The organism is Streptomyces sp. NPDC027189, from assembly GCF_055566975.1.
Map to the genome: position 1 here is coordinate 72,348 of NZ_JBVHRI010000005.1, position 26,595 is coordinate 98,942.

A 26,595-nucleotide genomic window follows, 5' to 3' on the forward strand; every position below is an offset into this window, starting at 1 on the left:
CACACCCCTGAGGAACTTCGCTATGAGCGCGTCACTCACCAAGGACGATCCGGCCGCCGCCGCGGCCATGGTCGACATCAGGTCCGTCCGCAAGAGCTTCGGTTCACTGGAGGTGCTCAAGGGCGTCGACCTCCAGGTACGGGCCGGGGAGGTCACGGTCGTCCTCGGGCCCTCCGGCTCCGGCAAGTCGACGCTGCTGCGGACCATCAACCATCTGGAGAAGGTCGACCGGGGCCGGATCAGCGTCGACGGCTCGCTCATCGGCTACCGGCGCTCGGGCGACAGGCTGTACGAGCTGCCCGAGCGCGAGATCCTCAAGCAGCGCACCCGGATCGGTTTCGTCTTCCAGAACTTCAACCTCTTCCCGCACCTCACCGTGCTGGACAACATCGTCGAGGCGCCGGTCTTCGCCCTGAAGCGGCCGCGCAAGGACGCCGTCGAGACCGCGCGGAGGCTGCTCGACCGGGTCGGGCTCGCCGACAAGGCCGGCGCCTATCCGAAGCAGCTCTCCGGCGGCCAGCAGCAGCGGGTCGCCATCGCCCGTGCCCTCGCCCTGGAACCGAAACTGCTGCTCTTCGACGAGCCGACCTCGGCGCTCGACCCCGAGCTGGTCGGTGAAGTCCTCGACGTCATCAAGGACTTGGCCCACCAGGGCACCACGATGATCGTCGTCACGCACGAGATCGGGTTCGCCCGCGAGGTCGCCGACACCGTGGTCTTCATGGACGACGGCCGGGTCGTCGAGCAGGGCGCCTCCGGGGATGTTCTCGACAGGCCGCGGCACGAGCGCACACGCACGTTTCTCTCCAAGGTCCTGTGAATCCAGTCGCCTTGGCCATTCGAAACCACCCCCCTCAGAAAGGTTCATCGCATGACCGCACCGCACGGCCGGACGCTTCTGCACCTGGCCGCCGCCCTCGATCAGCAGGCGGCCTTCGACGCCGCCTCGCACGTGGAGCTCGCGCGACTCGCGGAGCGCGGCGCGCTCGACTTCGTGACACTCGGCGACACCTTCGCGCGGCCCGGGCTCGACGCGCTCGCCGTGCTCTCGCGGGTCGCGCCCGCCACCGACCGGATCGGTCTGGTGCCCACCGTCACCACCACGCACACCGAGCCCTTCCACGTCCAGGCGGCCGTCGCGACCCTCGACTGGGTCAGCCGCGGCCGGGCCGGCTGGCACATCGACGTGTCGACGACCGAGGGGGAGGCCCGGCTGTTCGGCCGGCGCCACGCCTCCCCCCAGCTCTCGGCTCCGCTCGAGCAGGGGGGACCCCCGTCCGCCGACGCGCTGTGGCAGGAGGCCGGCGAAGTCGCCGACGTGGCCGCCCGGCTCTGGGACAGCTGGCAGGACGACGCCGAGATACGCGACGAGGCCACGGGCCGTTTCATCGACCGGGACAAACTGCACTACGTCGACTTCGAGGGCGCCACCTTCTCCGTGAAGGGGCCCTCGATCGTGCCGCGGCCCCCGCAGGGCCACCCCATACGAGTCGTCGACGCGACCGACGGACCGGCCCGGCGGATCGCCGCCCGTTACGCCGACGTGGCGCTCGTCCGCGTCGCCGGCCCGGCCCGGGCGCGTGCCGTACGGGACGAACTGCGCCACACGGCAGCCGAGTTCGGGCGAAACCCCGACGACCTGCGCGTCCTCGCCGGGCTCACCGTCGACCTCGGTGACGGCGAGCGCGCGGCCGAGCCGGGCCACGGCGGCGGCGGGCCCCGGCAGACCGCGCAGGGCCCGCTGTACCGCGGCGGCCCCGTCGACCTCGCCGAGCTGATCGCCACCTGGCACGGGGCCGACGCCGCCGACGGCTTCCACCTCACGCCCGTCGAACCGCGCCGTGACCTGGAGCGGCTCGTCAACGGAACGGTCGCGCTGCTCCAGCACCGCGGTCTGTTCCGCACCTTCTATCCGGGCAGCACGCTCAGGGAACACCTGGGTCTTGCCCGGCCCGCCAACCAGTACGTCGTGGCAGGGGGAGCGTCATGACCGTACGGCCTCGCAAAAAGATTCACCTCGCCGCCCACTTCCCCGGCGTCAACAACACCACCGTTTGGGCCGACCCTCCCGCCCGTCACTCGACCACCACCCCGGCAGGAGGCTCCCCCGGTGCTGAACGCCCGGGGGGACCCCCATCGCGCCGCCCCTCCTTTGGGTCCCAGATCGAGTTCGCCTCCTTCGAGCATCTCGCCCGTACCGCCGAGCGCGGGCTCTTCGACTTCTTCTTCCTCGCCGAGGGCCTGCGGCTGCGCGAGCACAAGGGGCGTATCCACGATCTCGACGTCGTGGGACGCCCGGAGTCCCGCACCGTGCTGAGCGCGCTCGCGGCCGTCACCGAGCGACTGGGCCTGGCGGCCACGGTCAACGCGACCTTCAACGAGCCCTACGAGCTCGCCCGCAGACTGGCCTCGTTGGACCACCTCAGCGGGGGCCGGGCCGCCTGGAACGTGGTGACGTCGTCGGACGCGTTCACCGGGGAGAACTTCCGGCGCGGGGGCTATCTCGACCGCGCCGATCGGTACACCCGCGCCGCCGAATTCGTGGCGACGGCTCGGGAATTGTGGGACTCCTGGACGCCCGAAGGCCTGCCCCGCCCCTTCGCGCACCGTGGGCGGCACTTCGACATCGCGGGCGAGTTCACCGTGCCGCGCTCGCCACAGGGGCACCCCGTCGTCATCCAGGCCGGGGACTCGCCGGAGGGCCGCGAGTTCGCCGCGTCCGCCGCCGACGTCGTCTTCACACGGCACGGCACGCTGGAGGAGGGCCGCGTGTTCTACGCCGATGTCAAAGGGCGGCTCGCGACGTACGGGAGGGCGCCCGAGGACCTGAAGATCATGCCAGGGGTCACCTTCGTGCTCGGTGACACGGCCGCCGAGGCGCAGGAGCGGGCGGCCGATATCAGGCGGCAGCAGGTCTCGCCGCAGAACGCGCTCCTCACCCTGGAGCAGATCTGGGGCGTCGACCTCTCCTCGTACGATCCCGACGGCCCCCTCCCCGACATCGACCCGGTCCCCGAGTCGACCCTGGTGCAGGGCCGGGTGCGCGTCGGTGACCCCCTCGCGGTCGCCGAGAAATGGCGGACCCTCGCGCGCGAGAAGGGCCTGTCCATCCGACAGACCGTCATCGAGGCGAGCGGGCGGCAGTCCTTCATCGGCACGCCCGAGGCGGTCGCCGCCGAGCTGGACGAGTTCGTCCGGACGGACGCCGCCGACGGCTTCATCCTCGTACCTCATCTGACACCCGGCGGACTCGACGAGTTCGTGGACCGGGTGGTGCCGCTGCTTCAGGAGCGCGGCGCGTTCCGCACGGAATACACGGGCACGACGCTGCGCTCACACCTCGGGTTGGCGCAGCCCGTATGGAAGGGTTGATCACATGACGACGGACGCATCCGAGGACTGGAAGCACTGGCACGAGCACCGCACCGAGACGGTGTCCGCGCCCTACGGACCGCTGGCGCTCACGGGCACGCACTGGATCGAGGACTATCCGGAGGGGCGACTTCCGGACATCCCCGGGCACTGGGCCGCCAAGGACGACGCGGTCGTCCTGACGGCGACGGCCGAGGACGGACTCACCGTCGACGGGGAGCCCTTCACCGGTGAGGTCGTGCTCGACGCCGACCTCGGGCCGGCGGCCGGGGCCCGCGTCGGGCGCGGCGAGCGCCGGTTCGTCGTCCTGGTGCGCGAGGGGATCTGGGGCGTACGCGACTACGACCCCGCCGCACCCGCGCGGGGGGCTTTCCAAGGCATCGAGGCGACCCCGTACGATCCGCGCTGGTCGGTGCCGGGGCACTTCACGCCGTACGGCGAGGACCGCACCGTACGCGTGGAGAACGCGGACGGAGTCTCCCGCGGCCTCGGGCTCGGCGGTGTCCTCGCCTTCACCCTGGACGGAGAGGACCTCACGCTCCAGGTGTCGGTCGAGAGCGACGGCTCGCTGTGGGCCGTCTTCGCCGACGCCACCAGCGGGGACAGCAGTTACCGCTTCCGGTTCCTGCGCCCCGCGGCGCCCGACGCGGAGGGGCGTACGACGGTGGACTTCAACCGGGCCGTGCTTCCGCCGTGCGCATTCGCCGACCACTTCATCTGCCCCTTCCCGCCGTCCGGGAATACGCTGGGCGCGGCCATCGCGGCGGGGGAGCGCCACCTGCGCTGAGGCTGCCGGGACTTCCGAAGGTTCGTGGGGGCTCCGGGGCTTTTCGGGGGCCGAAGATCAACTGCCCTGGGGCGTCAGCAAGTTGAACGCTGCACGGCCGAAAGGTGCCCTTGCGCCGCTTGGCCGTGCAGCCGAATACTCCCCCACAGCGCTTGTCAGGGGCACGGCTTGTCCGGAATCCGGATGGGCGGCCCCCGGCTGCGCCTCACGGGCCCCTACCCCACGACACGAGGGCCCCCGACTTCCCTTCGGAGGGACGAACGTGAGGATCAAGCGCACCACTCCCCGCAGCGGCATAACGAGACGGACCCGGCTGATCGCCGTCACCACCGGCCTCGTGGCCGCCGCATCGTTCGCGGTCCCCAGCGCGAACGCGTCCGACGTCCACACCTTCAGCGCCACTCAGCTGAGCAGTGTCAACAAGTCGGTACTGAAGTCCGACGTCGCGGGCACGGCCTGGGCGGTCGACGCCAAGACGAACCGCGTGGTCGTCACCGTCGACAGCACGGTCTCGAAGGCCGAGATCGCGAAGATCAAGAAGGACGCGGGCAGCAACGCCGCCGCCCTCACCATCAAGCACACCCCCGGCAAGTTCAAGAAGCTGATCACCGGTGGCGACGCCATCTACGGCGGCCAGTACCGTTGCTCGCTCGGCTTCAACGTGCACAGCGGGAGCACCTACTACTTCCTGACCGCCGGCCACTGCGGCGAGGTCGCCTCCACCTGGTACTCCAACTCCGGTCACACCACGACGCTGGGCACGAACGTCAGCTACAGCTTCCCGACCAACGACTTCGCGCTGGTCCGCTACACCAACTCCTCGATCGCCCACCCGAGCGCGGTCGGCAGCCAGACCATCACCAGCGCCGCCACGCCCAGCGTGGGTACGACCGTCTACCGGCGTGGCTCGACCACCGGCACGCACAGCGGCCGGGTCACCGCCCTGAACGCCACGGTCAACTACGGCGGCGGCGACGTGGTCTACCAGATGATCCAGACCACGGTGTGCGCCGAGGGCGGCGACAGCGGCGGCCCGCTCTACGCCGGTTCCGTCGCCTACGGTCTGACCTCCGGCGGCAGCGGCAACTGCACCTCCGGCGGTACGACCTTCTTCCAGCCGGTCGTCGAGGCGCTGAACTACTACGGCGTGAGCGTCGGCTGACCGACCGGCTGCTCTCCCCCACACGGCTTCCGCACGGCCAGACCTGCAGCCGGCAGCAGGCGAGCCCCCGCACGCAACTGACGTGCGGGGGCTCGCCCTTGGTCAGGTGACGGAGTTACCGTCGAAGTACGCGCTGTACACGCCTGATGCGCCACTTCGGACCCTGGGGGGCCGTGATGGTCGAGGAACTGGTGGCGGCGGGAGTTTCCGTCGCGTCCGTGGGGCTGGTCTATGCGATGGCCGGGGCCCGCGTCGTCAAACAGTACGAACGGGGCGTGGTGTTGCGGCTGGGCCGCCTGCGCTCGGAGGTGCGCGGGCCCGGGTTCACGATGGTCGTGCCCTTCGTGGACCGGCTGCGTAAGGTCAACATGCAGATCGTGACGATGCCGGTGCCGGCCCAGGAGGGCATCACACGGGACAACGTGACGGTTCGGGTCGACGCGGTCGTCTACTTCAAGGTCGTGGACGCGGCCGACGCGGTCATCCAGGTCGAGGACTACCGTTTCGCGGTCTCGCAGATGGCGCAGACCTCGTTGCGGTCGATCATCGGCAAGAGCGACCTGGACGATCTGCTGTCCAACCGCGAGAAGCTCAACCAGGGCCTGGAGCTGATGATCGACAGCCCGGCCATGGGCTGGGGTGTGCAGATCGACCGCGTGGAGATCAAGGACGTATCGCTGCCGGAGACGATGAAGCGGTCGATGGCCCGGCAGGCCGAGGCCGACCGCGAGCGGCGGGCCCGGGTCATCAACGCGGACGCGGAGCTGCAGGCCTCCAAGAAGCTGGCGGAGGCCGCCGGGGTGATGTCGGAGCAGCCCGCGGCGCTCCAACTGCGGCTGCTGCAGACGGTGGTGGCCGTCGCGGCGGAGAAGAACTCCACGCTCGTACTGCCCTTCCCGGTGGAGCTGCTGCGCTTCCTCGAGCGGGCGCAACAGTCGGTCGCCCCGGTACCGGAGCAGGCGCAACAGCCGGCCGCCCCGGCACCCGAGCAGGCACCGCCCGCGGTTCAGCAACCGGTGCAGGAGCAACCCCCGTCGCTGGACGCCTCCTTGGATCAGGACGCCGAGGGCTCGAAAACGAGACAGGACTAGACCTCACAGGCTGTACGACCGTCGCGCGCACGCAGTGTTTGCACAGGGAACCGACGTGGTGTGACCACGCACCGTCAAGGCGCAGGGTGCGTACGCCCGTTGGCGTACGCGCGTCCTGAAGTCGACCTTGTGCGCCCCCTGTGCGTCTCGGAATAGTGGGCCGCGACAACTGGCATGGACACGGCTTGATGCGTTCTGGCGCGAGTTTTTGTCGTGCGCCAGGTCCATGTCCGTACGCCTTCCGGTTACGGGGGTCCCCACAACCTCCGCGACCGACCCCCCACAGGAGGACGTGAGTTGAAGCATCGACGCATACCCAAGCGGCGTGCCGTCATGACGGGTGCGGGCATCGCCGCACTCGTCGCCGCCGGAGTCACCTTCCAGACTGCGAACGCGAGTGAGGCTCCCAAGGCTCCCACGCCGCACACGCTCTCGATCGCGGCGGCCGGAAAGCTCGCCTCGACGCTCGGCAAGGACCTGGGCGCCGACGCGGCAGGAACGTATTACGACGCGAAGTCCCAGCACCTCGTCGTCAACGTGCTCGACGAGAGCGCGGCCAAGACCGTTGCGGCGGCCGGCGCCAAGGCCAGAATCGTCGAGAACTCCCTCGCCGAGCTGAAGAGCGCCCGTACCGCGCTCAAGGAGGACGCGACCATCCCCGGCACGTCCTGGGCGACCGACCCGGCGACCAACAAGGTCGTCGTCACCGCGGACCGTACGGTCAAGGGTGCCGATCTGGAGAAGCTGACCAAGGTCGTCGACGGTCTCGGCGCCAAGGCCGAACTCCAGCGCACGAAGGGGGAGTTCAAGCCCTTCATCGCGGGCGGCGACGCCATCACCGGCTCCGGCGGGCGCTGCTCGCTCGGCTTCAACGTGGTCAAGGACGGGCAGCCGTACTTCATCACCGCCGGCCACTGCACCGAGGCGATCTCCACCTGGTCGGACTCCAGCGGCAACCAGATCGGCACGAACGAGCAGTCCAGCTTCCCGGACAACGACTTCGGCCTGGTCAAGTACACCGGGAACGTCGACCACCCGAGCGAGGTCGACCTCTACAACGGCTCCACGCAGAAGATCACCAAGGCGGCCGAAGCGACCGTCGGCGAAAAGGTGACCCGCAGCGGTTCGACGACCCACGTGCACGACGGCACGGTCACCGGCCTGGACGCCACCGTGAACTACGGCAACGGTGACATCGTCAACGGACTCATCCAGACCGACGTCTGCGCCGAGCCCGGTGACAGCGGCGGCTCGCTGTTCGACGGCGACTCCGCGATCGGCCTCACCTCCGGCGGCAGTGGCGACTGCACCTCGGGCGGCGAGACCTTCTTCCAGCCGATCACCGAGGCGCTCTCGACGTTCGGCGCCCAGATCGGCTGACGGCCGGCACCCTCCGACGGAGCCCCGTTCCCGCCTTGTGCGGGGGCGGGGCTTTGGTGTGTGCGGGGCGCGGGGCTGGCCGACGCCGACGCCCCGCGCCCGGTGTGACAGAGCACGGTTGTTTGCGCGTGATCGCAAGCCGCGCCGTCCCGGTGGATCTGCGCGCCCCGGCCTGAGACGACACGGCCGCCGTACGAGACGACCTCCTCCCGCCCCAGCCGCAGCAGCTCCAGCGGGGAGATACCATCACGGCCGAGGATTCCGTGGGCCCCGACATGGACGGCCGGAGCATTGCGGGGCTCGCCCGCATCGATCACCAGCACCGACCGGCGCCGAGCCAGGTTCAAGGCCGCCGAAAGGCCGGCGGCGCCGCCTCCGACCACCACGACATCCCAGGTCCGTTCACCGGCTTGCATCAAGTCGAAGTCGCTCATGCCACCACCCTGCGTTCGACGCGAACCAGGCAGCAAAGCTTCATGCCGTTCCAGCAAGAACAGCGCGGCCGGTGTCTCCTCGGGGCCGCGTGGGCCGCGCGCGGTGACTGCCCAGGCGGTCGGGTCCAGGTCGAGGTGGCTGTTCATGTCCGGACCGAGTAGACCGCAGGGGCTGACGTGGGTTCCAGAACACCGGAGACAGCGCACGCCGGTCGGCGTCGGTGAGGGAGTCGGGCCACTCGGAAGCGTCGATGGCGGGGGAGGCCGGAACGAACCGTCAGGGAGGGCGGTGTGGGCGTCGGCACGGGGCCACGTGCCCGATCCCTCACAGGCTGCATCTCCCGGCGGTGAGTGCCGTGATCGCGCACTCGGCGGTGTGCCGGGCCGCGAGCGCGGAAGGGAAGGGTCCGCAACCGTGGGAGGCACGGCCGGTCGTCGGTCCGTTCGTGATGCGCCACTGCCAGGCGGTGCGTGCGGCAGAGGGCGAGGGGTGGTGCCAGACGGGCTGTGCGGCGGAGGGTGCGTTCTCCGCCTTCTGGACCAGAACGTCGTGGACCACTTCGCCGATCACGGCTGAGGCGCGCCTTCCGTCGTCGTCGGTGGTCCAGCGCAGGGGTGTCGGGGTGGACTCCGACACTTCCAGGAGGACGTCGGCGAGGTCGGCCAGGGTCCGGTACAGCGCGGCACGGACCGCGTCGGTGTGGTGACGGCCCCACTGGCATGGGGTCCGTTCGGCGATTTCGTCCACGATGGCCTGTGCGGCGAGTTCGTCCAGAGGGTCGGGCTGTGCGAGGCGTTCCCGTGCGAGGGTCGCGCCGGCGCCCCACGCGAGGTCGTCGCGGGTCATGGCGGTGCTGCGGGCCAGCGTCCACAGGCCGGCGGGACCCAGTTCGTCGACCGTGTGCTGGATACAGCGGGCGCCCGCGTCGGACGCGGGCGGCACGTCGGCGTTCAGGAGGCCGGCGCGCACCTCGGTGGCCGCGCGCACGTCGCCCGGCTGCAGCGCGCCCAGCGGCAGCGAGGCCACCGCGTGGAGCACTTGCCCGTAGGCCCGGCGTACCGGATGCGGCTCGGAGGGCGGTGAAGGGCGCCCCGACAGGGAGCAAAAGGCGTCCAGCAGGTCCACCGGTGCAACCCTCAGGTTGACGCACGCCCTCGACAGGCGATCATCCATCGTGCCCCCTTTCCGCTCTCAGGGATGGAGGCCGGTCTGGCGCGGTCCCCGGGACCGCGCCAGACCGGCCTTGCTCCGTGGCCGAGTCAGTCGTCCAGGACTGCCAGGGCATCGATCTCCACGAGCAGTCCCGGCGGGAGCTGCATGTAGACGGTGGTGCGGGCGGGGAAGGGTTCGCCGACGGCAGCCGCGTACGCCTCGTTCAGTTCGGGCAGGTGGGCGGGGTCGGTGAGGTAGACGCGGAGCATCACGACGTCCTCCAGGCCCGCGCCGGCCGCCTTGAGTACGGCGGTGACGTTGCGCAGGGTCTGTGCGGTCTGCTCGGCGACCGTGGTGCCGACGACCTCTCCGGTGTCCGGATCGAACGGGAGCTGTCCCGAGACCTGCAGGACGGGGCCCTTGCGGATGCCCTGGGACAGCGGGGCCGCCAGGACGGGGGCGTTCTCGGTGGTGATGACGGTTCTGGTCACAGTGTTCCTTGAAACGGTGGTGTTCCTTGAAGAGGGTGAGCAGGCGAAACCGTACGGGCGTCAGCTCCAGGCCTGCCGTTCCCGGCTGCGGGGGTCGTCGATCTGGGTCCACTCGGCGTCGATGTGCATCGTGGCCCTGCGTTCGGTGCCGTACGGGTCCCAGCCGGGGTCGCCGGTGGTGGCGAACCGGATCCAGGTCTCGTGCATGCCGGCGGCGAGATCCGCCGGGGGCTTGTCGGGGCCGAGCAGGGCGGCGGGGCCGTGCAGCTGCGGCAGGTGCGTGAGATCGAAGACGAAGGGCAGCTCGACCGCGTGCGTGGCGCCGAGCTCTCCGTCCAGGGCGTGCGAGCGCCAGGCGAACTCGTAGGCGAAGGTCGCGGACTCGGGGTGGGCGGCATGGGCGCCGGCCAGGGCCCTGCTGCCCGCGCCGAACAGCGCGTCGCCCATGATGGCGGAGCGCAGTTCGCCGTAGGACGCCTCGGGACGTGTCTTGCGGTACGTCTCGACGAGCTGCGCCGGGTTCGGGTGCGAGCGCGCCGCCGTGTCGTCCACGTCCTTGGCGGTCGAGGAGGCGTACTTGTCCACGGGGACCAGGTAGAGGAGGCCCTCTTCGGTGTTGGTCCCGATGAGCAGGTCGACGTCGGAGCTGTGTCCGGCGGCGACGGCTTCGGCGGGCTGGGTGTCCATGACCAGGCTGAAGGGGCTGAGGCCGATCAGCGGGTCGTGGTGGGTGGCGGTCTGCAGGTCGATGCCCGCGAGCTTGGAGGCGGCCTCCACAAGCCGCTCGTCAGAGATCTCCGCGAAAGCGTCCGCGTGCGGCTTGACGCCCAGGACCTCGGCGGCCGCAGCGGTGACGCGGGCGGCCTGCTCGGTGGTGAACGCGCCCAGGCCGCTGCCGCTCTGCACGATCGCCCTGCGGAAAAGGCCCGCGGCCTCAGGGGTGGCGAGGACGCCGCTGACGACGGTCGCCCCGGCCGACTGGCCGAAGAGGGTGACGTTGTGCGGGTCACCGCCGAAGGCGGCGATGTTCTCCCGCACCCAGCGCAGCGCGGCGACCACGTCGAGCAGGCCGCGATTGGCGGGGGCTCCGGGGAGGTCGAGGAACCCGGCGATGCCGAGCCGGTAGTTGAGCGTGACGAGGACGACGCCGTCACGGGCGAAGGCGGAACCGTCGTACATCGCGGACCGCGTCGAGCCGGCGACGAACCCGCCGCCGTGGACGAACACCATCACGGGCAGGTCGCCCTGCGCGGCGGCGGGCGTCCACACGTTGACGGTGAGGTAGTCCTCGCCGCGGCTCCAGCCGGTGCCGAAGTAGGGGGCCATGTCGATGCTGCCGAGCTTGCGCTCGGACTGCGGCGCGTTGGGGCCGGGCACGGTGGCGTCGCGTACGCCGTCCCACGGCTCGTGCGGCTGCGGCGGGGCGAACCGGCCGGCGCCGACCGGCGGGGCGGCGTACGGGATGTTCACAAACGCGCGGATGTCGTCCTGGCGCAGACCGCGGACGGCTCCCTGCGCGGTGGTCACGACGGGTTCGGGGTGGTGGCTCATTTCTCGTGCCTTTCCGCGGGCTTCAGCCCTGCTCGGTGTACGGGGTGAAGGGGGCCCAGCCCTTGATGGCGAAGGTGCTGCCCTCGCGGACGACTTCGGTGGCGCCGTGGCCACCCAGGTGGGCGGGGATCACGAGGGCGTTGTTGTCGGCCGCCCAGCCCAGCACCTTGCGGCGGGTGGCTCGGGCGCCCGCGGGGTCCTCGCAGAAGCAGCTGTTGGCGTCCGGTTCGAGGATCTGCACCGGGCTGTGCAGCATGTCGCCGACGAACACCGCGCGGTCGGTCCCGGAGGTGAGGGTCAGCACGGAGGAGCCGGGGGTGTGCCCGGGAGCCAAGTCCAGGCGCAGGTTCGCGTCGATCTGGTGGCTGTTCTCCCACAGCTGCGTCTGGCCGGCCTGGTGGACCGGGGCCACGCTGTCCTCGAAGACGTTCTGGTTGCCGCGGCCGAGCAGCGGCTTGTGGCCGTTCTCGGGGTTCCAGAAGTCGAAGTCGTCCTTCGGCATCAGGTAGGTGGCGTTGGGGAAGGTGGGCACCCACTGCCGCCCGTCCAGGTAGGTGTTCCAGCCGACGTGGTCGATGTGGAGATGCGTGTTGATCACGATGTCCACGTCCTCGGGCTGGACACCGGCTCGGGCGAGGTTGGCCAGGAAGTCCGTTTCGAGACGGTTCCACACCGGGGCGTAGGGACGGTCCTTGTGGTTGCCCACGCCGGTGTCGACGAGGATGGTCTTGCCCTCGCTGCGCAGCAGCCAGGTCTGGATCGCGGAATTCACGATGTTGGTCTCGGGGTCCAGGAAGTCCGGGGCCAGCCAGTCTTTACCGGCTTCCCAGACTTCCTTCGAGCTTTCCGGGAAGAAGGCGTGGGGCTCCATTTCGACGGAACCGTAGTATTCCCAGACCCGGGTGATGGAGACATTGCCGAGGGTGATCTGTTCCATGGGATTTCCTTGGAATTCGGAGGATTTACTCAACCGTACGAGCGGCCCCAGCGGGCGCGGTATCCGTCACGTGACTGCACCTGTTTGTACAGCTCTGAGCACGGGGCGTTTCCTCTTGTAGGCCCGGTGAAAGGCGAGGCGGCTCCCCGTTCCGAGTTCCATTCCTGGATACCTCGTGGACGAGCACGTGGCTACCTCGCCGCGTTCACGAGACGGCAGCCGGATCCGTATGACTGCTTGCCGGCGGTGTCGTGTGCGGTGGCCGTCCCTGCCTTTCACGTCGGCGGCTTTGATGCCTGTCGATCAGCGAAATGCAAGGGTGTGCGGTCACCCCGTGATGCGTTCTGCCGGGGTGTCAGACGGCTTGGGCACGTTCGCACTCGTCCGCGAGATCGACGCAGTGCACCGCGGCAGCCGGGGCCGGCCCGTGCGGCGACGGGATGTCAACGCTCTCGGACGGGACCATGGTGGTGCGGCCGGGGTCCGAGATGAGCGGCTCCAAGGCTCGCACAAGCGCGGTCAAGGTCGCGTCGAGGCGATTGATGTGCAGCAGCAGGCGATACTCCGGCGACGGCCGGCTGCGGCTCACACGCCGCTCCTCCGAGAGCAGGGACAGTGCCCTGACGACCCTGGGGCGTGCCGTGTGCGAGGAGATTCCCGGTCGATGGCCGGTGACGCGGATCAGGTGGGCCACGGTCTCGTGGGCACGGTCGGCCGCAGCAGTGAGGCGGGGGGCGCATTCCGAGACATGGCCCGCCGGGAGACGCTCGGCCGTGGCGGCCAGGCTCCGTGCGTGGTACGCGCCGGCCTCAAGAAGTTCCAGCAGGTGGCGGGCGTGGTGACGTCGGCCGCGCTGCGGATTGAGCGGATGGGTGAGAGGCAGACAGGCCTTGCGGAAGGACTCCAGTGCCTGGTCGAGGTCGTGTGCCGCGCGGACCCAGCTCGTCGTGGTTTCCGCGTCCGTGCTTCCTGACGCGATGCCCCGAAGGAGGCGGTCGAGGACGCGCAGGAAACCGACCAGCTCCTCGTCACTGGCCCGGCGGACCGTGGTGGGAAGTACGAGGACGGCGGCAAGGATCCCGCAGGACACTCCCAGAGCGGTCTCCTGGACACGCAGGAGCAGCACTTGCGTCGAGAAGGTGTCCATCAGCGCGAGGAGCATGCTGAGTGTGCCGGTGATGAAGAACGTCACGGCCCAATAGGCCTGTGACGGGGTGTAGAACATCCCGAACATGCACAGCAGAAGCAGGATCAGGAGGACAGGGCCGTCTCCGCCGACCAGGGCGGCAAGGCCGTAGCCGAACACCACGCCGAGGACAGTGCCCGCCAGTCGCCGGACACTCTGCAGCAGCACCTCGCCGGTGCTCTCGGTCCTGATGAAGACGACCCATGCAGCCACGACGGCCCAATACCACAGGTGCGGAGACAGGAGATGACCGCCCGTGACGGCGAGGGCCGAGGCCGTTGTCACCTGGAACGCCTGACGTGTGGCTTGGCGCTTCAGGCCTTCGGTGTCTGTGTCCCTGTGCCGCACCGACCCGAGGGTTGGTGGGGCGGGCTTGTGAGGAGGTGTCCCGAACCCTGCCGGGCGGCCGCGTGGGCCGAGAACCCGCAGGGCTGCGGCGAGTTCGTCGACCGCGGGGAAGCAGTCCTGCACATGTGCGGAGCCGGTCGGCCGGTTCGCCGGGCCGCCTTCGTGCCTCTCCTCGCACTGCTCGGATGCACAGGCCGTTCCCACGGTGAGCTGGTGCCGGAGAGCCCGGATCCGCTGCGCGAGCCGCTGTCGCGCCGTCCGTTCCGCCAGATCGTTGCGGGCCTCCGGTGTGCGGACCACGCGGACCGTGAGTACGGCCAGGCGCTGCGCGGCCACCTCCACACGACCAATGTGCCGCAGCAGGGCCTCGGTGCCCTCGTCGACGGCGCGCTCGTCGAGAAAGTCCTCGATCAGCAGCACGGATGCGTGCAGTCTGTCGAGGCGGTCCTGCAACGAGCGGCTCCGGGTGCCGTCGTCCTGCCCGGTGGCGACCATCGAGGCCGTGTCCCGCAGGACGTCGTGCAGACGCACGTCGAATGCGTGCCGCAGCCGCCTCAGAGCTCCGGCCGCCGTGATGGGGCCGGCGCAGTACCACACGGTCGTGACGGCCCCGAAAGCCACAAGTACCGACGCCCCGAGTTGCGGAAGCTGGTCTGCTCGGGCCTGGGTGAATTGAGACAGCAGGAAGGCCATGAAACCGAAGATCCCCAGGCCCAGCCCTCGTGGGCCGAACCGGCGGGCCTGAACGGCGAGGTAGATCACCACCAAAAAGATCAGCTTGGCTGCCGTCGGGTACGGCGTCAGCACGGCTCCGGAGGCCAGGGACGCGAGAGAGAGCGGAGCGCCGAGTCCGAGGGTGATGAGCTGGTTGCGCGGATGCAGGTCGCTGATCGCCAGTGGCGTCGTCATCGCGGTGAAGCCGCCGACCACCAGCGCCGTTTCGGGCGCTCCCAGCGCTGTCAGCACGGCAAGGGCCGCGGCTGTGCCGAGCACGGCGCGCATCGCGGAGGTCAGACGTATGAGCCCGGGGTCAAAGGCGGCGAAGCGGTCCCACAGCGATGCCGTTGTCCTTGCCACCATGGTGATCTCCGTAGGTCCTTTCGCGGGTGCACGGCCGCGAGGGGTGTCTCGAGGTTCTGGCCGGCCACCACTCGCGTGGCCAGTCTCGGTACGCGGGGGTTCCGTCCGGTATGCGTCAGGTGACTGCTCTCGGAGGTTCTGCAGCACGCAGGTGGAGGACCGTGGGGTAGCTCGCGGTGGCATGGACGGCGAAAGGAGACAAGGCGTCCGTTGTCGGCGTTGACGACCGCGCGGCGCCGGACGGGCCCGCACCCGTCGACGATGGCTTACGGTTCCAGGGGGCTAGGCAGTGCACGGACTTGGGACGGACAGCCGCCAGGTGCCCAGAGGGTCGCGCGACACTCGGCGCATCTCGACACAGCCGTCGTCGGGCCGCAGGTTTCCGCGCCCTGCGCGTTCGCTCGGGTCGTTCGCCCGCCCAAGAGCTGCCTCGTGGGCCTGCTCCGGATCGGCCATGCCGTCGACTACGTAGAAGTGGCGTACAAGCCGACCGCATGGCGTACGGAACCCGAGTCCGACCAGCCACGAGCGTCCAGTGACCATGACAGCGCCTTCCGGTCAGAATGTACGGTTTATGTGATCCCCGTCTTCGATGGCACGACACCACCGGCGACGCACGGCCGTTCCTGCCCGCCGACCCGGAAAGGCGCGGCCGTGCCCGCTTCACGATTCTGCGGCTGGACGAACAGCCGGGGTATGCGTCACGTGACTGCATCGGTGCCGTTCGTCCACAGGGGCGGGGCGTATACGCCTGCCGGTTGTCCCGCCGTGACGATCCCGATGCCGTGACGGTGCGAAGATGAACGAGCGGTCTGGGAGAACTCCATGGATGCCATGGCCGGAATACCCCGGACGACGACTGCGCTCTGAGTGCTCTTGAGCGGGTTCGACGCCGCTCCTGCGGTGCGCTGCCGCGGTTCCCTCACGCTAGTATCTGGGCGTATCTCGATTCCCTGGAGCATCCGTGGAAAACGATGGAAGGGCTCGTGGGGACCAGCGCTCGATGCGGAATTCCGGTCTGGCGGTGGTGGGCCGAGAAACCGAGACCGCAGAAATCATCCGGCGTGTGGGCGCTGATCGGTCAAACAGCGACGTGTTGATCGTCACGGGTGACCCCGGTGCCGGAAAGAGCACGCTGCTCGACCTCGCGGCCGATCGCGCACGGGGTGCGGGTGGCCGAGTGCTGCGGGCGGTGGGGAGCGAATCCGAGGCGCACCTGGGATTCGCCGGTCTTCATCAGATGCTGCGCCCGGTACTCGGTGAAGCGGAGGGCCTGCCGTCGCGGCAGCGCTCCGCGCTCCGTGCCGTCCTGGGACTCGAGGAGTGTGTGGAGACTCCCGACGCGATGCTCGTCGGTCTGGCGGTTCTGACCTTGTTGTCGGACCTGGCGGAAACCGCCCCGCTGCTGGTGGTGGTCGACGACGCCCAGTGGATCGACCGCGGATCACTGGACGTTCTCTCCTTCGTGGCGCGACGCATGGACAGCGAGCCCGTCACGCTGCTGGTCGGAGTCCGCACCGCGGCCGCGCTGCCCGGCTTCGACAAGGGATACGAGCGCCTCGAACTCGGCCCGCTGGACGCCGAGGCGGCCAACCGGCTGCTGGACCGGCAGCCCACGCCGCCCACCGGCCGAACCCGGGTGCGGATCCTCGAGGAGGCGGCCGGCAACCCGCTGGCCCTGGTGGAACTCGCCCACGCCACCGCGATCCGGCATCCCGAGGGCAGTGGCGTGGAGGGCCCGCTGCCGGTCACCGACCGACTGGAGCGGATCTTCGCGGGGCACGCGGCGGACCTGCCGGAACCGACCCGCCGCATCCTGCTGCTGCTCGCGGCCGCCGACGCGGCGGACGCTCAGGCGGCGGCCGTGGGACTTCCCGAGGCGGACGACAAGGCATGGGCACCCGCGGACCGGGCCGGTCTCGTACGCCAGGACGGATCCGGGATCTCCTTCCGTCACCCGCTCGTCCGCTCCGCCGTTTACCATGCCGCGTCGTTCGAGGAACGCCGCCGGGCCCACCTCGCTCTCGCGGAGTTGCTGTGCGAGGAGCCCGACCGCCGCGCCTGGCACCTCGCCGCCGCGACCGTACGCCCCGACCAGGACGTGTCGGCCGCCCTGCAGCAGACGGCCGACCGGGCCCGGCGCCGAGGTGGCTTCGCGGCCGCTGCCGCGGCCCAGGAGCGCGCCGCGGAGCTCAGCCCGCGCCGCGAGGACCGGGCGCGCCTTCTGACCGAAGCCGCTGCCACCGCCGTCTTCACCGGTCAACTCGGCTGGGTGGAACACCTGGCCGCCGCAGTCCGCGAGTGCACCGACGACCAGGCACTGCTGGGCAAAGCCGCGCTGGCCACCGGACAGCTCATGTCCCTGGGCCCCCATCACACAGCAGCCTTCGCCCTGCTCATGCGTGTCGCCGACGAGGCGGCGGACGCCCGGTCGCCCCTCGTACTCGACGCGCTGGCCGCGGCGGCGGTGGTCCGTTACTACTCGGGCGAGGAGTCCCAACAGCGGCAGATCCAGAGCCTGCTCTCCCGCATGCCCGACGATGCCGCCGGAGCGGCCCTGCACGCCTGGGTACTGGCCGTCTCCGACCCCAGCAGCGCAGGAGGAGCCTCCCTCGCACCGGTGCTGCCCGGGCTCATCGCCGAGGCCAAGGGCGACGCCAGTCGCCTGACCGCGCTGGCCATCGTCGCCTGGCTGCTCGACCAGACCACCCTCGCCGCCAGGACCTTCGACGAGGCATTCGACCAGTGGCAGGCCCATGGACCGCTCCCGGACGGACTGGGATGCGCGGCCGGCTGGACCCGCCTGGAGCAGGGCCGATGGGCCGAGGCCCGCTCGGTGGCCGCCGACATCGCGGCCATGGCATCGTCGGCCGGACTCGACCACGCCGAGGCGTGTGCCCAGGCACTCGACGCCACGGTGCTCGCCCTGCTCGGCGAGCCGGCCGACGCACGACGGAGAGCCGAGCAGGCGCTGGCCCTTGTCGACCCGCTGGAAAGCCGCTCCGTCGCGGTCTTCGCGCGTCGGGCCCTGGGCCTGGCGGCGGTGGCCGAGGGCGACTACGACACCGCGTACACACAGTTCCGCTCCGCGTTCACCGACGACGGCGATCCGGTTCACTACCACGTCTCCTACACCGTCCTGGCCGAACTGGCGGCGGCGGCCGTCCGCCGAGGACAGCAGGAGCACGCCGCCGAACTGCTGGAGCGATCGGCGCGGCGCCTCGGTACAGGCATGTCGGCACGGCTCACCGCACTGATCGACCGGGGCCGCGCCCTGCTCGCCGAACCGGAGCACGCGGAACCGTACTTCCAGGCGGCACTGGCGGACGATGCAGGTGAGCAGTGGCCGTTCGAACGGGCGCAGACACAGCTCGACTACGGGGAATGGCTCCGGCGGCGACGCCGTATCGCCGAGGCCCGTCCGCTGCTGAGCGCCGCCCTGGAAACCTTCCAGCGGCTGGGCGCTCGGCCGTGGATCGAGCGGGCCAAGGCAGAACTGCGCGCCGCCGGCATCGAGGCCGGCGACGTCGTGCCCAGTGCCTTCGCCGAACTCAGCCCCCAGCAGCAGCAGATCGTCCAGCTGGCGGCCCGCGGTCTGACGAATCGTGAGATCGGGGAAAAGCTGTTCCTCTCACCGCGCACGGTCGGTTCGCACCTCTACCGGGTGTTCCCCAAGCTGGGCATCACCGCCCGCTCACAGCTCCGCGACGTGGTCGAAGGCACCCTGTCGGGTACCGGCGTCCAGGGCTGAGCGCCGAGTCTGCCCCGGATGCGCGCTGACGAGCGTGCCGCCTGCCGGGCGGCGCCCGTCGCGCTGCAGTCGGCTGACGGATACCCGCGGCTCGATTCCGCATGACAGATTCGTGGAGCGCGACGACGAGCGGTCACATGAGCTCGTCGTCGCACAAGGGATTCACCCGGGCGTCCTACCCCCTGCGCCTGTGCCCTTGGGGGGCGTGAGAGCCGTCCGAGCCCTGGCCTGCCTTTCACGCCCCTACACCTGCAGCCACGACCGTGCCGACAACTGCGGACCCACCAGCGCCGACGAGACGGCGGAGAGGACCGGATCGACGTGCTCGATCCGGTCCTCGACGTAAAGGGCGCTGTTCCGCACGAGGTGCCGCGTCCTGCGTCGGCTGCGGACCCCGCCCGGCGTTGCGCCCAGAGTCCACCTCACACCACAAAGGGCTACGCCCCAGCGGCCTGGCCCGCCGGGTCAGAGGGATGCCAGCCAGGCCGCCGTGTCATTGGGGTGGCCGAAGCGGAGGGTGTCGAGAGGGGCGAAACGGGGATCGCGGACACGGCGCTCGACTTCGCGGCGGCGGGCCCCGTGTTGGGACCAGGACCACCAGGCCGGGTGTTCCCGGCTCAGCCAGTCCGTCCAGGTTTCCCTGTTGCCGCCGAAGAGGACCTCGCGTGTGACGGTGCGCCGGATGGACCGGCGCAGTACGCGGGGCATGATGACGCGTTTGGCATAGTCCAGCCAAATCACGGTGTCGGCCCGGTCCCACAGCAGATCACGGACTTCCGGATAGCCGAGAGAGTCGATGATCCAGCGAGGCTCGGCGGTGAGCCTTGATGCGTCCTCGGTCAACTTGTTGTTGATGGCCCAGTTGGGGCCGTTGAAGTACAGCGCGTCCATCTCGTGGTACGGCACGCCCAGACGACTGCTCACGGTTTGGGCGAGCGTGGATTTGCCCGCACCGGTGACACCCACCACCAAGATCCGTTCCACGGGTGCACCCTATCCCGGCGCCCTGGGAGGAACGCTCCTGCGCTCCTCACCTGCCACCACCGACTCACCAAATGCAACGACTCCAAAGGGCTCGCGAGTCAGCGTGCTCCATTCGCAAACTGTCGTGCTCCGTCACACCGCGCCCGGTGTTTGCGCAGGTGGGACGGGCTCGAATGGATTTCGCACAAGAGTTCGAGAATTGGTCTATGGTGGGGGTGAGGTAGTTGGGAACTGGTGTTCGAGGGCTCGTCGGAGCCCATGGGTGCGGGAGGTGCGTGTGCCAGGGTTCACGCATCTGCATACCGCCTCCGGGTTCTCCCTGCGGTACGGGGCATCGCACCCGGAGCGGCTGGCCGAGCGCGCCTCCGAGCGGGGCATGGACGCCCTCGCCCTCACCGACCGGGACTCCCTCGCGGGCACGGTCCGGTTCGCCAAGGCCTGCGCGAAGGCGGGCATCCGTCCGCTGTTCGGCGCGGAGGTGGCGGTCGGGGAGCCCGTACGGGGGGAGCGGCGCCGCACTCCGGTGCGTGGCGGTGCCTTCATCGATGAGTCGACACCGCGCGTGACCTTCCTGGCCCGGGACGGCGCGGCCGGCTGGGCCGACCTGTGCAGAATCGTTACGGCGGTCCATGCGGGAGACGCGGGCCAGCCGCTGCTGCCCTGGTCGGACAACCACGCCGAAGGCCTGACCGTCCTGCTCGGCCCCGTCTCCGACGTCGGCCGCGCGCTCGCCGCCGGGCGCCCCGACCGGGCCGCGAAGCTGCTCGCGCCCTGGCGGGAGATCTACGGCGACGCTCTGCGCCTGGAAGCGGTGTGGCACGGCCGCACGGGTACGGGCCCCGGCTCCTTGCGCCTTGCCGCCCGCACCGTCGGCTTCGCCGCCGAGCAGCGGGTGCGGCCGGTGCTCAGCAACGCCGTGCGGTACGCCGACCCCGGCGCGGGCCCGGTCGCCGACGTCCTGGACGCCGCCCGCCGTCTCGTCCCCGTCGACCCCCGGCGCGAGCTGGACTCCGGCGAGGCCTGGCTCAAGGGCGAGGCCGCCATGCTGAGTGCCGCCGAGCGGATCGTCGAGTCCGCGGGCTACCGCCGCGACACCGCGTACCGCCTGCTCGAACAGACGCATGCCACCGCCGCCGAGTGCCTCGTCGACCCCGAGGACGACCTCGGTATCGGCACCGTCCATTTCCCCGAACCGCACCTGGTCGGCGCCGGCCGCCGCACCGCCCAGCGGGCCCTGGCCTCCCGGGCGGCGGCGGGGATGGTGCTGCGCGGCTATGCCGACCGGCGTGCCTACTGGGAGCGGATGCATCGCGAACTGGACATCATCGCCCATCACAACTTCGCTTCCTATTTCCTGACGGTCGCTCAAGTGGTGGACGACGTACGGAAGATGGGCATCCGGGTCGCCGCGCGCGGCTCCGGTGCGGGCTCCCTCGTCAACCACCTCCTCGGCATCGCACACGCCGACCCCGTCGAGCACGGGCTGCTGATGGAACGCTTCCTGTCCAAGCGCCGCTCGGTGCTGCCCGACATCGACATCGACGTGGAGTCCGCGCGCCGCCTGGAGGTCTACCGCGCGATCATCGGCCGGTTCGGCACCGAGAGGGTCGCGACCGTCTCGATGCCCGAGACCTACCGGGTGCGGCACGCCATCCGCGATGTGGGCGCCGCCCTCTCCATGGACCCCGCCGACATCGACCGGATCGCCAAGTCCTTCCCGCACATCAGGGCCCGCGACGCCCGGGCGGCGATGGACGAACTGCCCGAACTGCGGGAGTTGGCAAGGGAGTTTCAACGAGAAGGGGAGCGGTACGGCAGGATGTGGGAGCTGGTCGAGGCTCTCGACGCGCTCCCGCGCGGAATCGCCATGCACCCGTGCGGGGTGCTGCTCTCCGACGCCTCCCTGCTCGCCCGTACGCCGGTCATGCCGACCAGCGGCGAGGGCTTCCCCATGTCGCAGTTCGACAAGGAGGACGTCGAGGACCTCGGGCTGCTCAAGCTCGACGTACTGGGCGTGCGGATGCAGTCCGCGATGGCGCACGCGGTGGCCGAGGTGGAGCGGGCCACGGGGGAACGGCCGGACATCGACGCGGTACCGCCGGGCGACCCGGCGACGTATCGGCTCATCCAGTCCACCGAGACGTTGGGCTGCTTCCAGATCGAGTCGCCGGGCCAGCGGGACCTGGTCGGGCGGCTTCAGCCCGCGACCTTCCACGACCTCGTCGTCGACATCTCGCTCTTCCGTCCCGGGCCGGTCGCCGCCGACATGGTGCGGCCGTTCATCGAGGCACGGCACGGGCGGGCGCCGATCCGCTATCCGCACCCGGATCTGGAGGGGCCGCTGAGGGAGACGTACGGAGTCGTCGTCTTCCACGAGCAGATCATCGACATCGTCGACATCATGACCGGCTGCGGACGCGACGAGGCGGACCGGGTGCGCCGCGGGCTCTCCGACCTCGAGTCGCAGGGGCGGATCCGCTTCTGGTTCGCCCAGCACGCGGCGGCGAAGGGGTACGACGCCGAGACCATCGCGCGCACCTGGGAGATCGTCGAGGCCTTCGGGTCGTACGGCTTCTGCAAGGCGCACGCGGTGGCCTTCGCCGTGCCGACGTACCAGTCGGCGTGGCTGAAGGCCCATCACCCGGCGGCTTTCTACGCGGGGTTGCTCACGCACGACCCCGGGATGTACCCGAAGCGGCTGCTGCTCGCGGACGCGCGGCGGCGGGGGGTGCCGATCCTGCCGTTGGACGTGAACCGGTCGGCGGTCGCACATCGTATCGAACTGGTGTCTGAATCTGGGGTGTGGGGGGTGCGCCTGGCGCTCTCCGACGTGCACGGCATCAGTGAGGCCGAGGCCGCGCGGATCGCGGACGGGCAGCCGTACGCCTCGCTGCTCGACTTCTGGGAGCGGGCCCGGCCGAGCCGGCCGCTCGCACAGCGGCTCGCGCAGGTCGGTGCGCTGGATTCCTTCGGCGCCAACCGCCGTGATCTGCAACTGCACTTGACCGAGCTGCATCGGGGTTCCCGGGGTGCGGGCGGGGACCAACTCCCCCTGGCCGGAGGGCGGAAGACCGCCTCCGCCGGGCTGCCCGACCTCTCCTCGGCGGAGCGGCTCAGTGCCGAGCTGGGTGTGCTCTCCATGGACGCCTCGCGCAATCTGATGGACGACCACCGGGAGTTCCTGGGGGAGTTGGGCGTGGTCACGGCGCGCAGGCTGCGGGAGGCGCGGCACGGTGAGACGGTCCTGGTCGCGGGTGCCAAGGCGGCCACCCAGACCCCGCCGATCCGCTCCGGCAAGCGCGTCATCTTCACCACCCTGGACGACGGCACCGGCCTGGTCGACCTCGCCTTCTTCGACGACTCGCACGACGCCTGCGCCCACACCGTCTTCCATTCCTGGCTGCTGCTGGTGCGCGGGGTGGTGCAGCGCCGGGGCCCGCGCAGCCTCAGCGTGGTGGGCGCGGCGGCCTGGAACCTCGCCGAGCTGGTCGAGCTGCGTACCGAGGGCGGCCTCGACGTGGTGGCGGCGCGGCTGGCGGAGCCCGTGCCGGAGAAGCCCGATGACGGCGATCCGGCTGCGGGCCGGAAGATCCGCATGCCCACGGGGTTCGAGATGCACCCCTGGGCCGATCTGCGTCCCGCGGGCGAAGGGCCCGCGGGGGGAAAGAAGTTGTGGCACCAGAGTCCGGGGAGTGCGGGATGACCATCCTCTGTGTACGTTTCCAGCTGCCTCCGATGTACGAGGCGGCCTTGCCTCAACTCCTCGGGCTCCTCGAGGAGTTCACCCCCGTCATCGAGGCGCTGCCGCCCGACGGCGCGCTGCTGGATCTGCGCGGCGCCGAACGGTACTTCGGGCGCGGTGCCGTGGAGTTCGCCTCGCTGATCCGGGTGCGGGCGCTCGCGTTGTACGGGATCGACTGCGTGATCGGCGCCGGGCCGGGGCCGATGCTCGCGCGGATGGCCCTGCGGGACGCCGCGCCCGGGGTGACCCGCGTGGTGCCCGCAGAGCCGGACGCCGTCGCGGAGTTCCTCGCCGAGCGGCCCGTCGCCGCGCTGCCCGGAATCGGCGGCGCCACCGCCCGCATCCTGTGCGAGTACGGCCTCGACACCATCGGCAAGGTCGCCGCCGCACCCTTGTCCACACTGCAGCGCCTCACCAGTGCCCGGGCCGGCCGCGAGCTGCACGAGAGGGCGTCCGGCATCGACCGGGGCAGGGTGGTCCCGAACGCCACCTCACGCTCCCTCGCCACCGAACGCCCCTTCTCCCGCGACGAGTTGGACCCGTCCCGGCACCGCCGCGCCCTGCTCTCGGCCGCCGAGGAGCTGGGTACCCGGCTGCGCGCCCTGGAGAAGGTCTGCCGCACGCTGACCCTCACCGTCCGCTACGCCGACCGTTCCGCGACCACCCGCAGCCGTACGCTCAAGGAGCCCACCGCACACTCGTCGACGCTCACCGACACCGCGTACCGCATGTACGAGGCGCTCGGCCTCCAGCGCGCCCGAGTCCGCGCGATCGCCCTGCGCGCCGAGGGGCTGACCCCCGCCGAACAGGCCTCCTACCAGCTCACCTTCGACCCGGTGGACGAGAAGGTCCGCCGAATCGAGGAGGTCGCGGACAGAGCCAGGGCGAAGTTCGGCCCGCATGTGATCGGGCCGGGGACGCTGGCGGCGTGACGGGAATGCGGCGGCCCTACGGGGTTTTCGCCCCCGCCGCCGCTGCCCGCGAGGGCTGGTCGCGCAGTTCCCCGCGCCCCTTTTGGGGGCGCGGGGAACTGTGCAGTCTTTTTAAGCGGGGGTCTGGGGGCGCAGCCCCCAGGGACGATGGGGGTCCCCCCGCTCGAGCGAAGCCGAGAGTGGGGGAGGGTAGGGGCGGAGGGGGCGAGAAACCCCGTAGGGCCTCCCTAGTTCGCCCACGGCGGAGTGAGGACCGAGCCGTCGGCCAGTTCCGCCTGGAGGCCGATGGATGTGGTGACCCAGGAGATCGCGGTTTCCTCGGTCGGGTTCTCGACGCCCAGCGTGGCGCCCGGGTTGATGATCACCGTGTCGCCCGCGGCGATCCGCTCGGTGCGGTCGTCGAGGGTGATCAGCAGTTCGCCGGCGAGGAGATGGAAGATCTCCTCGCGGTTGACGGTGTGGACGGGGGCCTTGGTCCCCGCGGGTATCTCGCCGCGCCAGGCGCACAGCTCCTTGCTGCCGCTCAGGGGAGTGGCGTGCGCGATGAAACGGGCGCCGTGGATCTCGTGGACGACGGCCTCGGACGGACGGATGACGGGCACGGGTGCCTCCGGGCAGGTGGATGGGCAAGAGGAGATGGTCAAGCTGCTTGACCATGCCTGACGCTCCTATGGTCAAGCTGCTTGACCAATCCGTCAAGGGTGTTTCAATGCGTGCGTGCAGAACTCCGAGGCCATGGCCCTGTCCGCCGCGCTGCTCGCCGTCGCCGGTGAGCTGACGCAACGTATTCACGAGGGCGTGGTCGCCCGGGGGTTCGAGGGGCTGCGGCCCGCGCACGGCTTCGCGTTCGCGCGGCTCGCCCCGGACGGCGCGACGGTCACCGACCTCGCCGCCCACCTCGGGGTCACCAAGCAGGCGGCGAGTCAGCTCGTCGAGGAGCTCGTCCGCAAGGGGTACGTCGAGCGGCGCCCGCATCCCGACGACGCGCGTGCCCGGCTGGTCGTGCTGACCGAGCGCGGCTGGGCCTGTACGCGCGCGGCGGAGGAGGCGGCCGCCGACGTCGTGCGGACGTGGGGTGGGCTACTCGGAGAGGGTGAAATGCGCGCGTTGCGTGACCGATTGGTGCGTATCGCGCCCTACGGTCCTATCAGGCCCGCCTGGTGACGGTTCGTAGGCTGCGACCGCTGCCCCTGGTTACCACTGGAAGTTTTTACTGACGCGTAACTTCACACGTGAGCTACTCACCCGTAACTTGACGAGTGAACAGCATCCTCGTGATCCGGATCACAGGGCGTACGCCGTCGCAACTCCCTTGAGCCGCAAGGAGATCACCCGATGCTGCCCTGGAAGCGCGTGCTCAGACCCCTGACCGCGCTGCTCCTGACCGTCGCTGTCGCCGTCGTCCCCGCCGCCACCGCCCGGGCGGACTCCGCCCCCAGCAGTGGCTGGAACAACTACTCCTGCAAGCCGTCCGCCACCCACCCCCGCCCCGTCGTCCTCGTGCACGGCACCTTCGGGAACTCCGTCGACAACTGGCTGGGCCTCGCCCCCTACCTCGTGCACCGCGGGTACTGCGTCTACTCGCTCGACTACGGGCAGCTGCCCGGCGTCCCGCTCTTCAACGGCCTCGGCCCCATCGACAAGTCGGCCGAACAGCTCCAGACATTCGTCGACAAGGTGCTCGCCGCGACCGGCGCGACCAAGGCCGACCTCGTCGGTCACTCGCAGGGCGGCATGATGCCCCGCTACTACCTCAAGTTCCTCGGCGGAGCCGCCAAGGTGAACACGCTCGTCGGTATCGCGCCCGACAACCACGGCACGACTCTCAGCGGTCTCGCCAACCTGCTGCCGTACTTCCCGGGCGCCGAGGACCTGCTCTCGGCGGCCACTCCGGGACTCGCGGACCAGGTCGCCGGATCCGCGTTCCTGACTAAGCTCAACGCCGGCGGCGACACCGTCGCGGGCGTCCACTACACGGTCATCGCCACCAAGTACGACGAGGTGGCCACGCCGTACAACTCCCAGTTCCTCACCGGCTCCGACGTGCACAACGTCCTGCTGCAGAACCTGTGCTCGGTCGACCTCTCCGAGCACGTGGCGATCGGTCTCCTCGACCGGATCGCGTTCCACGAGGTGGCCAACGCCCTCGATCCGTCGCAAGCCACCGCGACCACCTGCGCGTCCGTGTTCAGCTGAGCACGCCGCCGGGGTCTG

General features: G+C 70.3%; 20 protein-coding genes and 1 pseudogene. 12 read left to right on the forward strand and 9 right to left on the reverse strand.

All coding sequences use genetic code 11. The features are described from left to right. The first annotated feature begins 22 nt into the window (after positions 1 to 22). The 7 genes from ACZ4RZ_RS13935 to ACZ4RZ_RS13965 all read left to right on the forward strand — a co-directional run bounded on the left by ACZ4RZ_RS13935 (position 23) and on the right by ACZ4RZ_RS13965 (position 7,792). Positions 23 to 820, forward strand: coding sequence for an amino acid ABC transporter ATP-binding protein (locus ACZ4RZ_RS13935; RefSeq protein ID WP_467744441.1), 798 nt, complete (start codon positions 23 to 25; stop codon positions 818 to 820). A gap of 51 nt (positions 821 to 871) precedes the next feature. Beyond that, on the forward strand, positions 872 to 1,990 hold the full coding sequence (locus ACZ4RZ_RS13940; RefSeq protein ID WP_467744442.1) for an LLM class flavin-dependent oxidoreductase: 1,119 nt from the start codon (positions 872 to 874) through the stop codon (positions 1,988 to 1,990). Beyond that, positions 1,987 to 3,372 carry an NtaA/DmoA family FMN-dependent monooxygenase gene (locus ACZ4RZ_RS13945; RefSeq protein WP_467744444.1) on the forward strand — a complete coding sequence of 462 codons (1,386 nt, stop codon included), beginning with the start codon at positions 1,987 to 1,989 and terminating at the stop codon, positions 3,370 to 3,372. The genes ACZ4RZ_RS13940 and ACZ4RZ_RS13945 overlap by 4 nt, the downstream gene beginning before the upstream one ends. Positions 3,373 to 3,376: 4 nt before the next feature. Continuing rightward, positions 3,377 to 4,159: a DUF1684 domain-containing protein gene (locus ACZ4RZ_RS13950; RefSeq protein ID WP_467744445.1), complete on the forward strand. Its 783-nt coding sequence runs from the start codon at positions 3,377 to 3,379 to the stop codon at positions 4,157 to 4,159. 262 nt (positions 4,160 to 4,421) lie between these two features. Continuing rightward, the gene (locus ACZ4RZ_RS13955; RefSeq protein ID WP_467744447.1) at positions 4,422 to 5,321 is read left to right on the forward strand and encodes a S1 family peptidase; all 900 of its coding nucleotides are present in this window, start codon (positions 4,422 to 4,424) and stop codon (positions 5,319 to 5,321) included. Positions 5,322 to 5,467: 146 nt separating this feature from the next. Next, positions 5,468 to 6,412 (forward strand): slipin family protein, encoded by a 945-nt coding sequence (locus tag ACZ4RZ_RS13960; protein ID WP_467744448.1) that lies wholly within the window; start codon positions 5,468 to 5,470, stop codon positions 6,410 to 6,412. Between the two features lie 297 nt (positions 6,413 to 6,709). Continuing rightward, entirely contained in the window at positions 6,710 to 7,792 is a 1,083-nt protein-coding gene (locus ACZ4RZ_RS13965) for a S1 family peptidase (RefSeq protein ID WP_467744450.1), read from the forward strand. Positions 7,793 to 7,938: 146 nt separating this feature from the next. Here the strand turns inward: ACZ4RZ_RS13965 and ACZ4RZ_RS13970 are convergent. From ACZ4RZ_RS13970 to ACZ4RZ_RS14000, 7 genes and pseudogenes are all read right to left on the reverse strand, one after another. Continuing rightward, a pseudogene (locus tag ACZ4RZ_RS13970) lies at positions 7,939 to 8,226 on the reverse strand (FAD-dependent oxidoreductase); the annotation flags it as partial. A gap of 325 nt (positions 8,227 to 8,551) precedes the next feature. Next, a complete protein-coding gene (locus ACZ4RZ_RS13975) occupies positions 8,552 to 9,400 on the reverse strand; it encodes a hypothetical protein (RefSeq protein WP_467744452.1) in 849 nt (282 codons plus the stop codon). Between the two features lie 86 nt (positions 9,401 to 9,486). Next, a complete protein-coding gene (locus ACZ4RZ_RS13980) occupies positions 9,487 to 9,870 on the reverse strand; it encodes a RidA family protein (RefSeq protein ID WP_385276454.1) in 384 nt (127 codons plus the stop codon). 60 nt (positions 9,871 to 9,930) lie between these two features. Continuing rightward, positions 9,931 to 11,421 (reverse strand): carboxylesterase/lipase family protein, encoded by a 1,491-nt coding sequence (locus tag ACZ4RZ_RS13985; RefSeq protein ID WP_467744454.1) that lies wholly within the window; start codon positions 11,419 to 11,421, stop codon positions 9,931 to 9,933. A gap of 22 nt (positions 11,422 to 11,443) precedes the next feature. Beyond that, on the reverse strand, positions 11,444 to 12,358 hold the full coding sequence (locus ACZ4RZ_RS13990; protein WP_467744456.1) for an MBL fold metallo-hydrolase: 915 nt from the start codon (positions 12,356 to 12,358) through the stop codon (positions 11,444 to 11,446). A 355-nt stretch (positions 12,359 to 12,713) separates the two neighbouring features. Continuing rightward, a complete protein-coding gene (locus ACZ4RZ_RS13995) occupies positions 12,714 to 14,972 on the reverse strand; it encodes an FUSC family protein (RefSeq protein WP_467744457.1) in 2,259 nt (752 codons plus the stop codon). A 282-nt stretch (positions 14,973 to 15,254) separates the two neighbouring features. After that, positions 15,255 to 15,515 (reverse strand): hypothetical protein, encoded by a 261-nt coding sequence (locus tag ACZ4RZ_RS14000; protein ID WP_467744458.1) that lies wholly within the window; start codon positions 15,513 to 15,515, stop codon positions 15,255 to 15,257. A gap of 460 nt (positions 15,516 to 15,975) precedes the next feature. Here ACZ4RZ_RS14000 and ACZ4RZ_RS14005 point away from each other — a divergent pair, with 460 nt between their 5' ends. Then, on the forward strand, positions 15,976 to 18,723 hold the full coding sequence (locus ACZ4RZ_RS14005; RefSeq protein WP_467744460.1) for a helix-turn-helix transcriptional regulator: 2,748 nt from the start codon (positions 15,976 to 15,978) through the stop codon (positions 18,721 to 18,723). A 465-nt stretch (positions 18,724 to 19,188) separates the two neighbouring features. On the opposite strand, the gene ACZ4RZ_RS14010 is transcribed toward ACZ4RZ_RS14005, so the two are convergent. Beyond that, complete coding sequence (locus ACZ4RZ_RS14010; RefSeq protein WP_467715966.1) at positions 19,189 to 19,707, reverse strand: P-loop NTPase family protein; 519 nt, start codon at positions 19,705 to 19,707, stop codon at positions 19,189 to 19,191. 277 nt (positions 19,708 to 19,984) lie between these two features. Between ACZ4RZ_RS14010 and ACZ4RZ_RS14015 the strand changes: the two genes are divergently transcribed. Continuing rightward, on the forward strand, positions 19,985 to 23,410 hold the full coding sequence (locus ACZ4RZ_RS14015; RefSeq protein ID WP_467744461.1) for a DNA polymerase III subunit alpha: 3,426 nt from the start codon (positions 19,985 to 19,987) through the stop codon (positions 23,408 to 23,410). Then, positions 23,407 to 24,381, forward strand: coding sequence for a DNA polymerase Y family protein (locus ACZ4RZ_RS14020; RefSeq protein WP_467744462.1), 975 nt, complete (start codon positions 23,407 to 23,409; stop codon positions 24,379 to 24,381). Before ACZ4RZ_RS14015 ends, ACZ4RZ_RS14020 begins: the two co-directional genes overlap by 4 nt. A 227-nt stretch (positions 24,382 to 24,608) precedes the next feature. Here the strand turns inward: ACZ4RZ_RS14020 and ACZ4RZ_RS14025 are convergent, their stop codons facing one another. Continuing rightward, positions 24,609 to 24,983 carry a cupin domain-containing protein gene (locus ACZ4RZ_RS14025; protein WP_467744463.1) on the reverse strand — a complete coding sequence of 125 codons (375 nt, stop codon included), beginning with the start codon at positions 24,981 to 24,983 and terminating at the stop codon, positions 24,609 to 24,611. A gap of 115 nt (positions 24,984 to 25,098) precedes the next feature. Here ACZ4RZ_RS14025 and ACZ4RZ_RS14030 point away from each other — a divergent pair, with 115 nt between their 5' ends. Beyond that, a complete protein-coding gene (locus ACZ4RZ_RS14030) occupies positions 25,099 to 25,545 on the forward strand; it encodes a MarR family winged helix-turn-helix transcriptional regulator (protein WP_467744464.1) in 447 nt (148 codons plus the stop codon). A gap of 171 nt (positions 25,546 to 25,716) precedes the next feature. Beyond that, a complete protein-coding gene (locus ACZ4RZ_RS14035) occupies positions 25,717 to 26,577 on the forward strand; it encodes an esterase/lipase family protein (protein WP_467744466.1) in 861 nt (286 codons plus the stop codon). Positions 26,578 to 26,595 lie beyond the last annotated feature (18 nt).

Excerpts from the sequence above, each read along its gene's own strand:
- ACZ4RZ_RS14020 (WP_467744462.1), top strand. The coding sequence starts at position 23,407 with ATGACCATCCTCTGTGTACGTTTCCAGCTGCCTCCGATGTACGAGGCG.
- ACZ4RZ_RS13945 (WP_467744444.1), top strand. The coding sequence starts at position 1,987 with ATGACCGTACGGCCTCGCAAAAAGATTCACCTCGCCGCCCACTTCCCC.
- ACZ4RZ_RS13940 (WP_467744442.1), top strand. The coding sequence starts at position 872 with ATGACCGCACCGCACGGCCGGACGCTTCTGCACCTGGCCGCCGCCCTC.
- ACZ4RZ_RS13935 (WP_467744441.1), top strand. The coding sequence starts at position 23 with ATGAGCGCGTCACTCACCAAGGACGATCCGGCCGCCGCCGCGGCCATG.
- ACZ4RZ_RS13995 (WP_467744457.1), bottom strand. The coding sequence starts at position 14,972 with ATGGTGGCAAGGACAACGGCATCGCTGTGGGACCGCTTCGCCGCCTTT.
- ACZ4RZ_RS13960 (WP_467744448.1), top strand. The coding sequence starts at position 5,468 with ATGCGCCACTTCGGACCCTGGGGGGCCGTGATGGTCGAGGAACTGGTG.
- ACZ4RZ_RS13975 (WP_467744452.1), bottom strand. The coding sequence starts at position 9,400 with ATGGATGATCGCCTGTCGAGGGCGTGCGTCAACCTGAGGGTTGCACCG.
- ACZ4RZ_RS13950 (WP_467744445.1), top strand. The coding sequence starts at position 3,377 with ATGACGACGGACGCATCCGAGGACTGGAAGCACTGGCACGAGCACCGC.
- ACZ4RZ_RS14005 (WP_467744460.1), top strand. The coding sequence starts at position 15,976 with ATGCGGAATTCCGGTCTGGCGGTGGTGGGCCGAGAAACCGAGACCGCA.
- ACZ4RZ_RS14000 (WP_467744458.1), bottom strand. The coding sequence starts at position 15,515 with ATGGTCACTGGACGCTCGTGGCTGGTCGGACTCGGGTTCCGTACGCCA.
- ACZ4RZ_RS13990 (WP_467744456.1), bottom strand. The coding sequence starts at position 12,358 with ATGGAACAGATCACCCTCGGCAATGTCTCCATCACCCGGGTCTGGGAA.
- ACZ4RZ_RS13985 (WP_467744454.1), bottom strand. The coding sequence starts at position 11,421 with ATGAGCCACCACCCCGAACCCGTCGTGACCACCGCGCAGGGAGCCGTC.
- ACZ4RZ_RS14035 (WP_467744466.1), top strand. The coding sequence starts at position 25,717 with ATGCTGCCCTGGAAGCGCGTGCTCAGACCCCTGACCGCGCTGCTCCTG.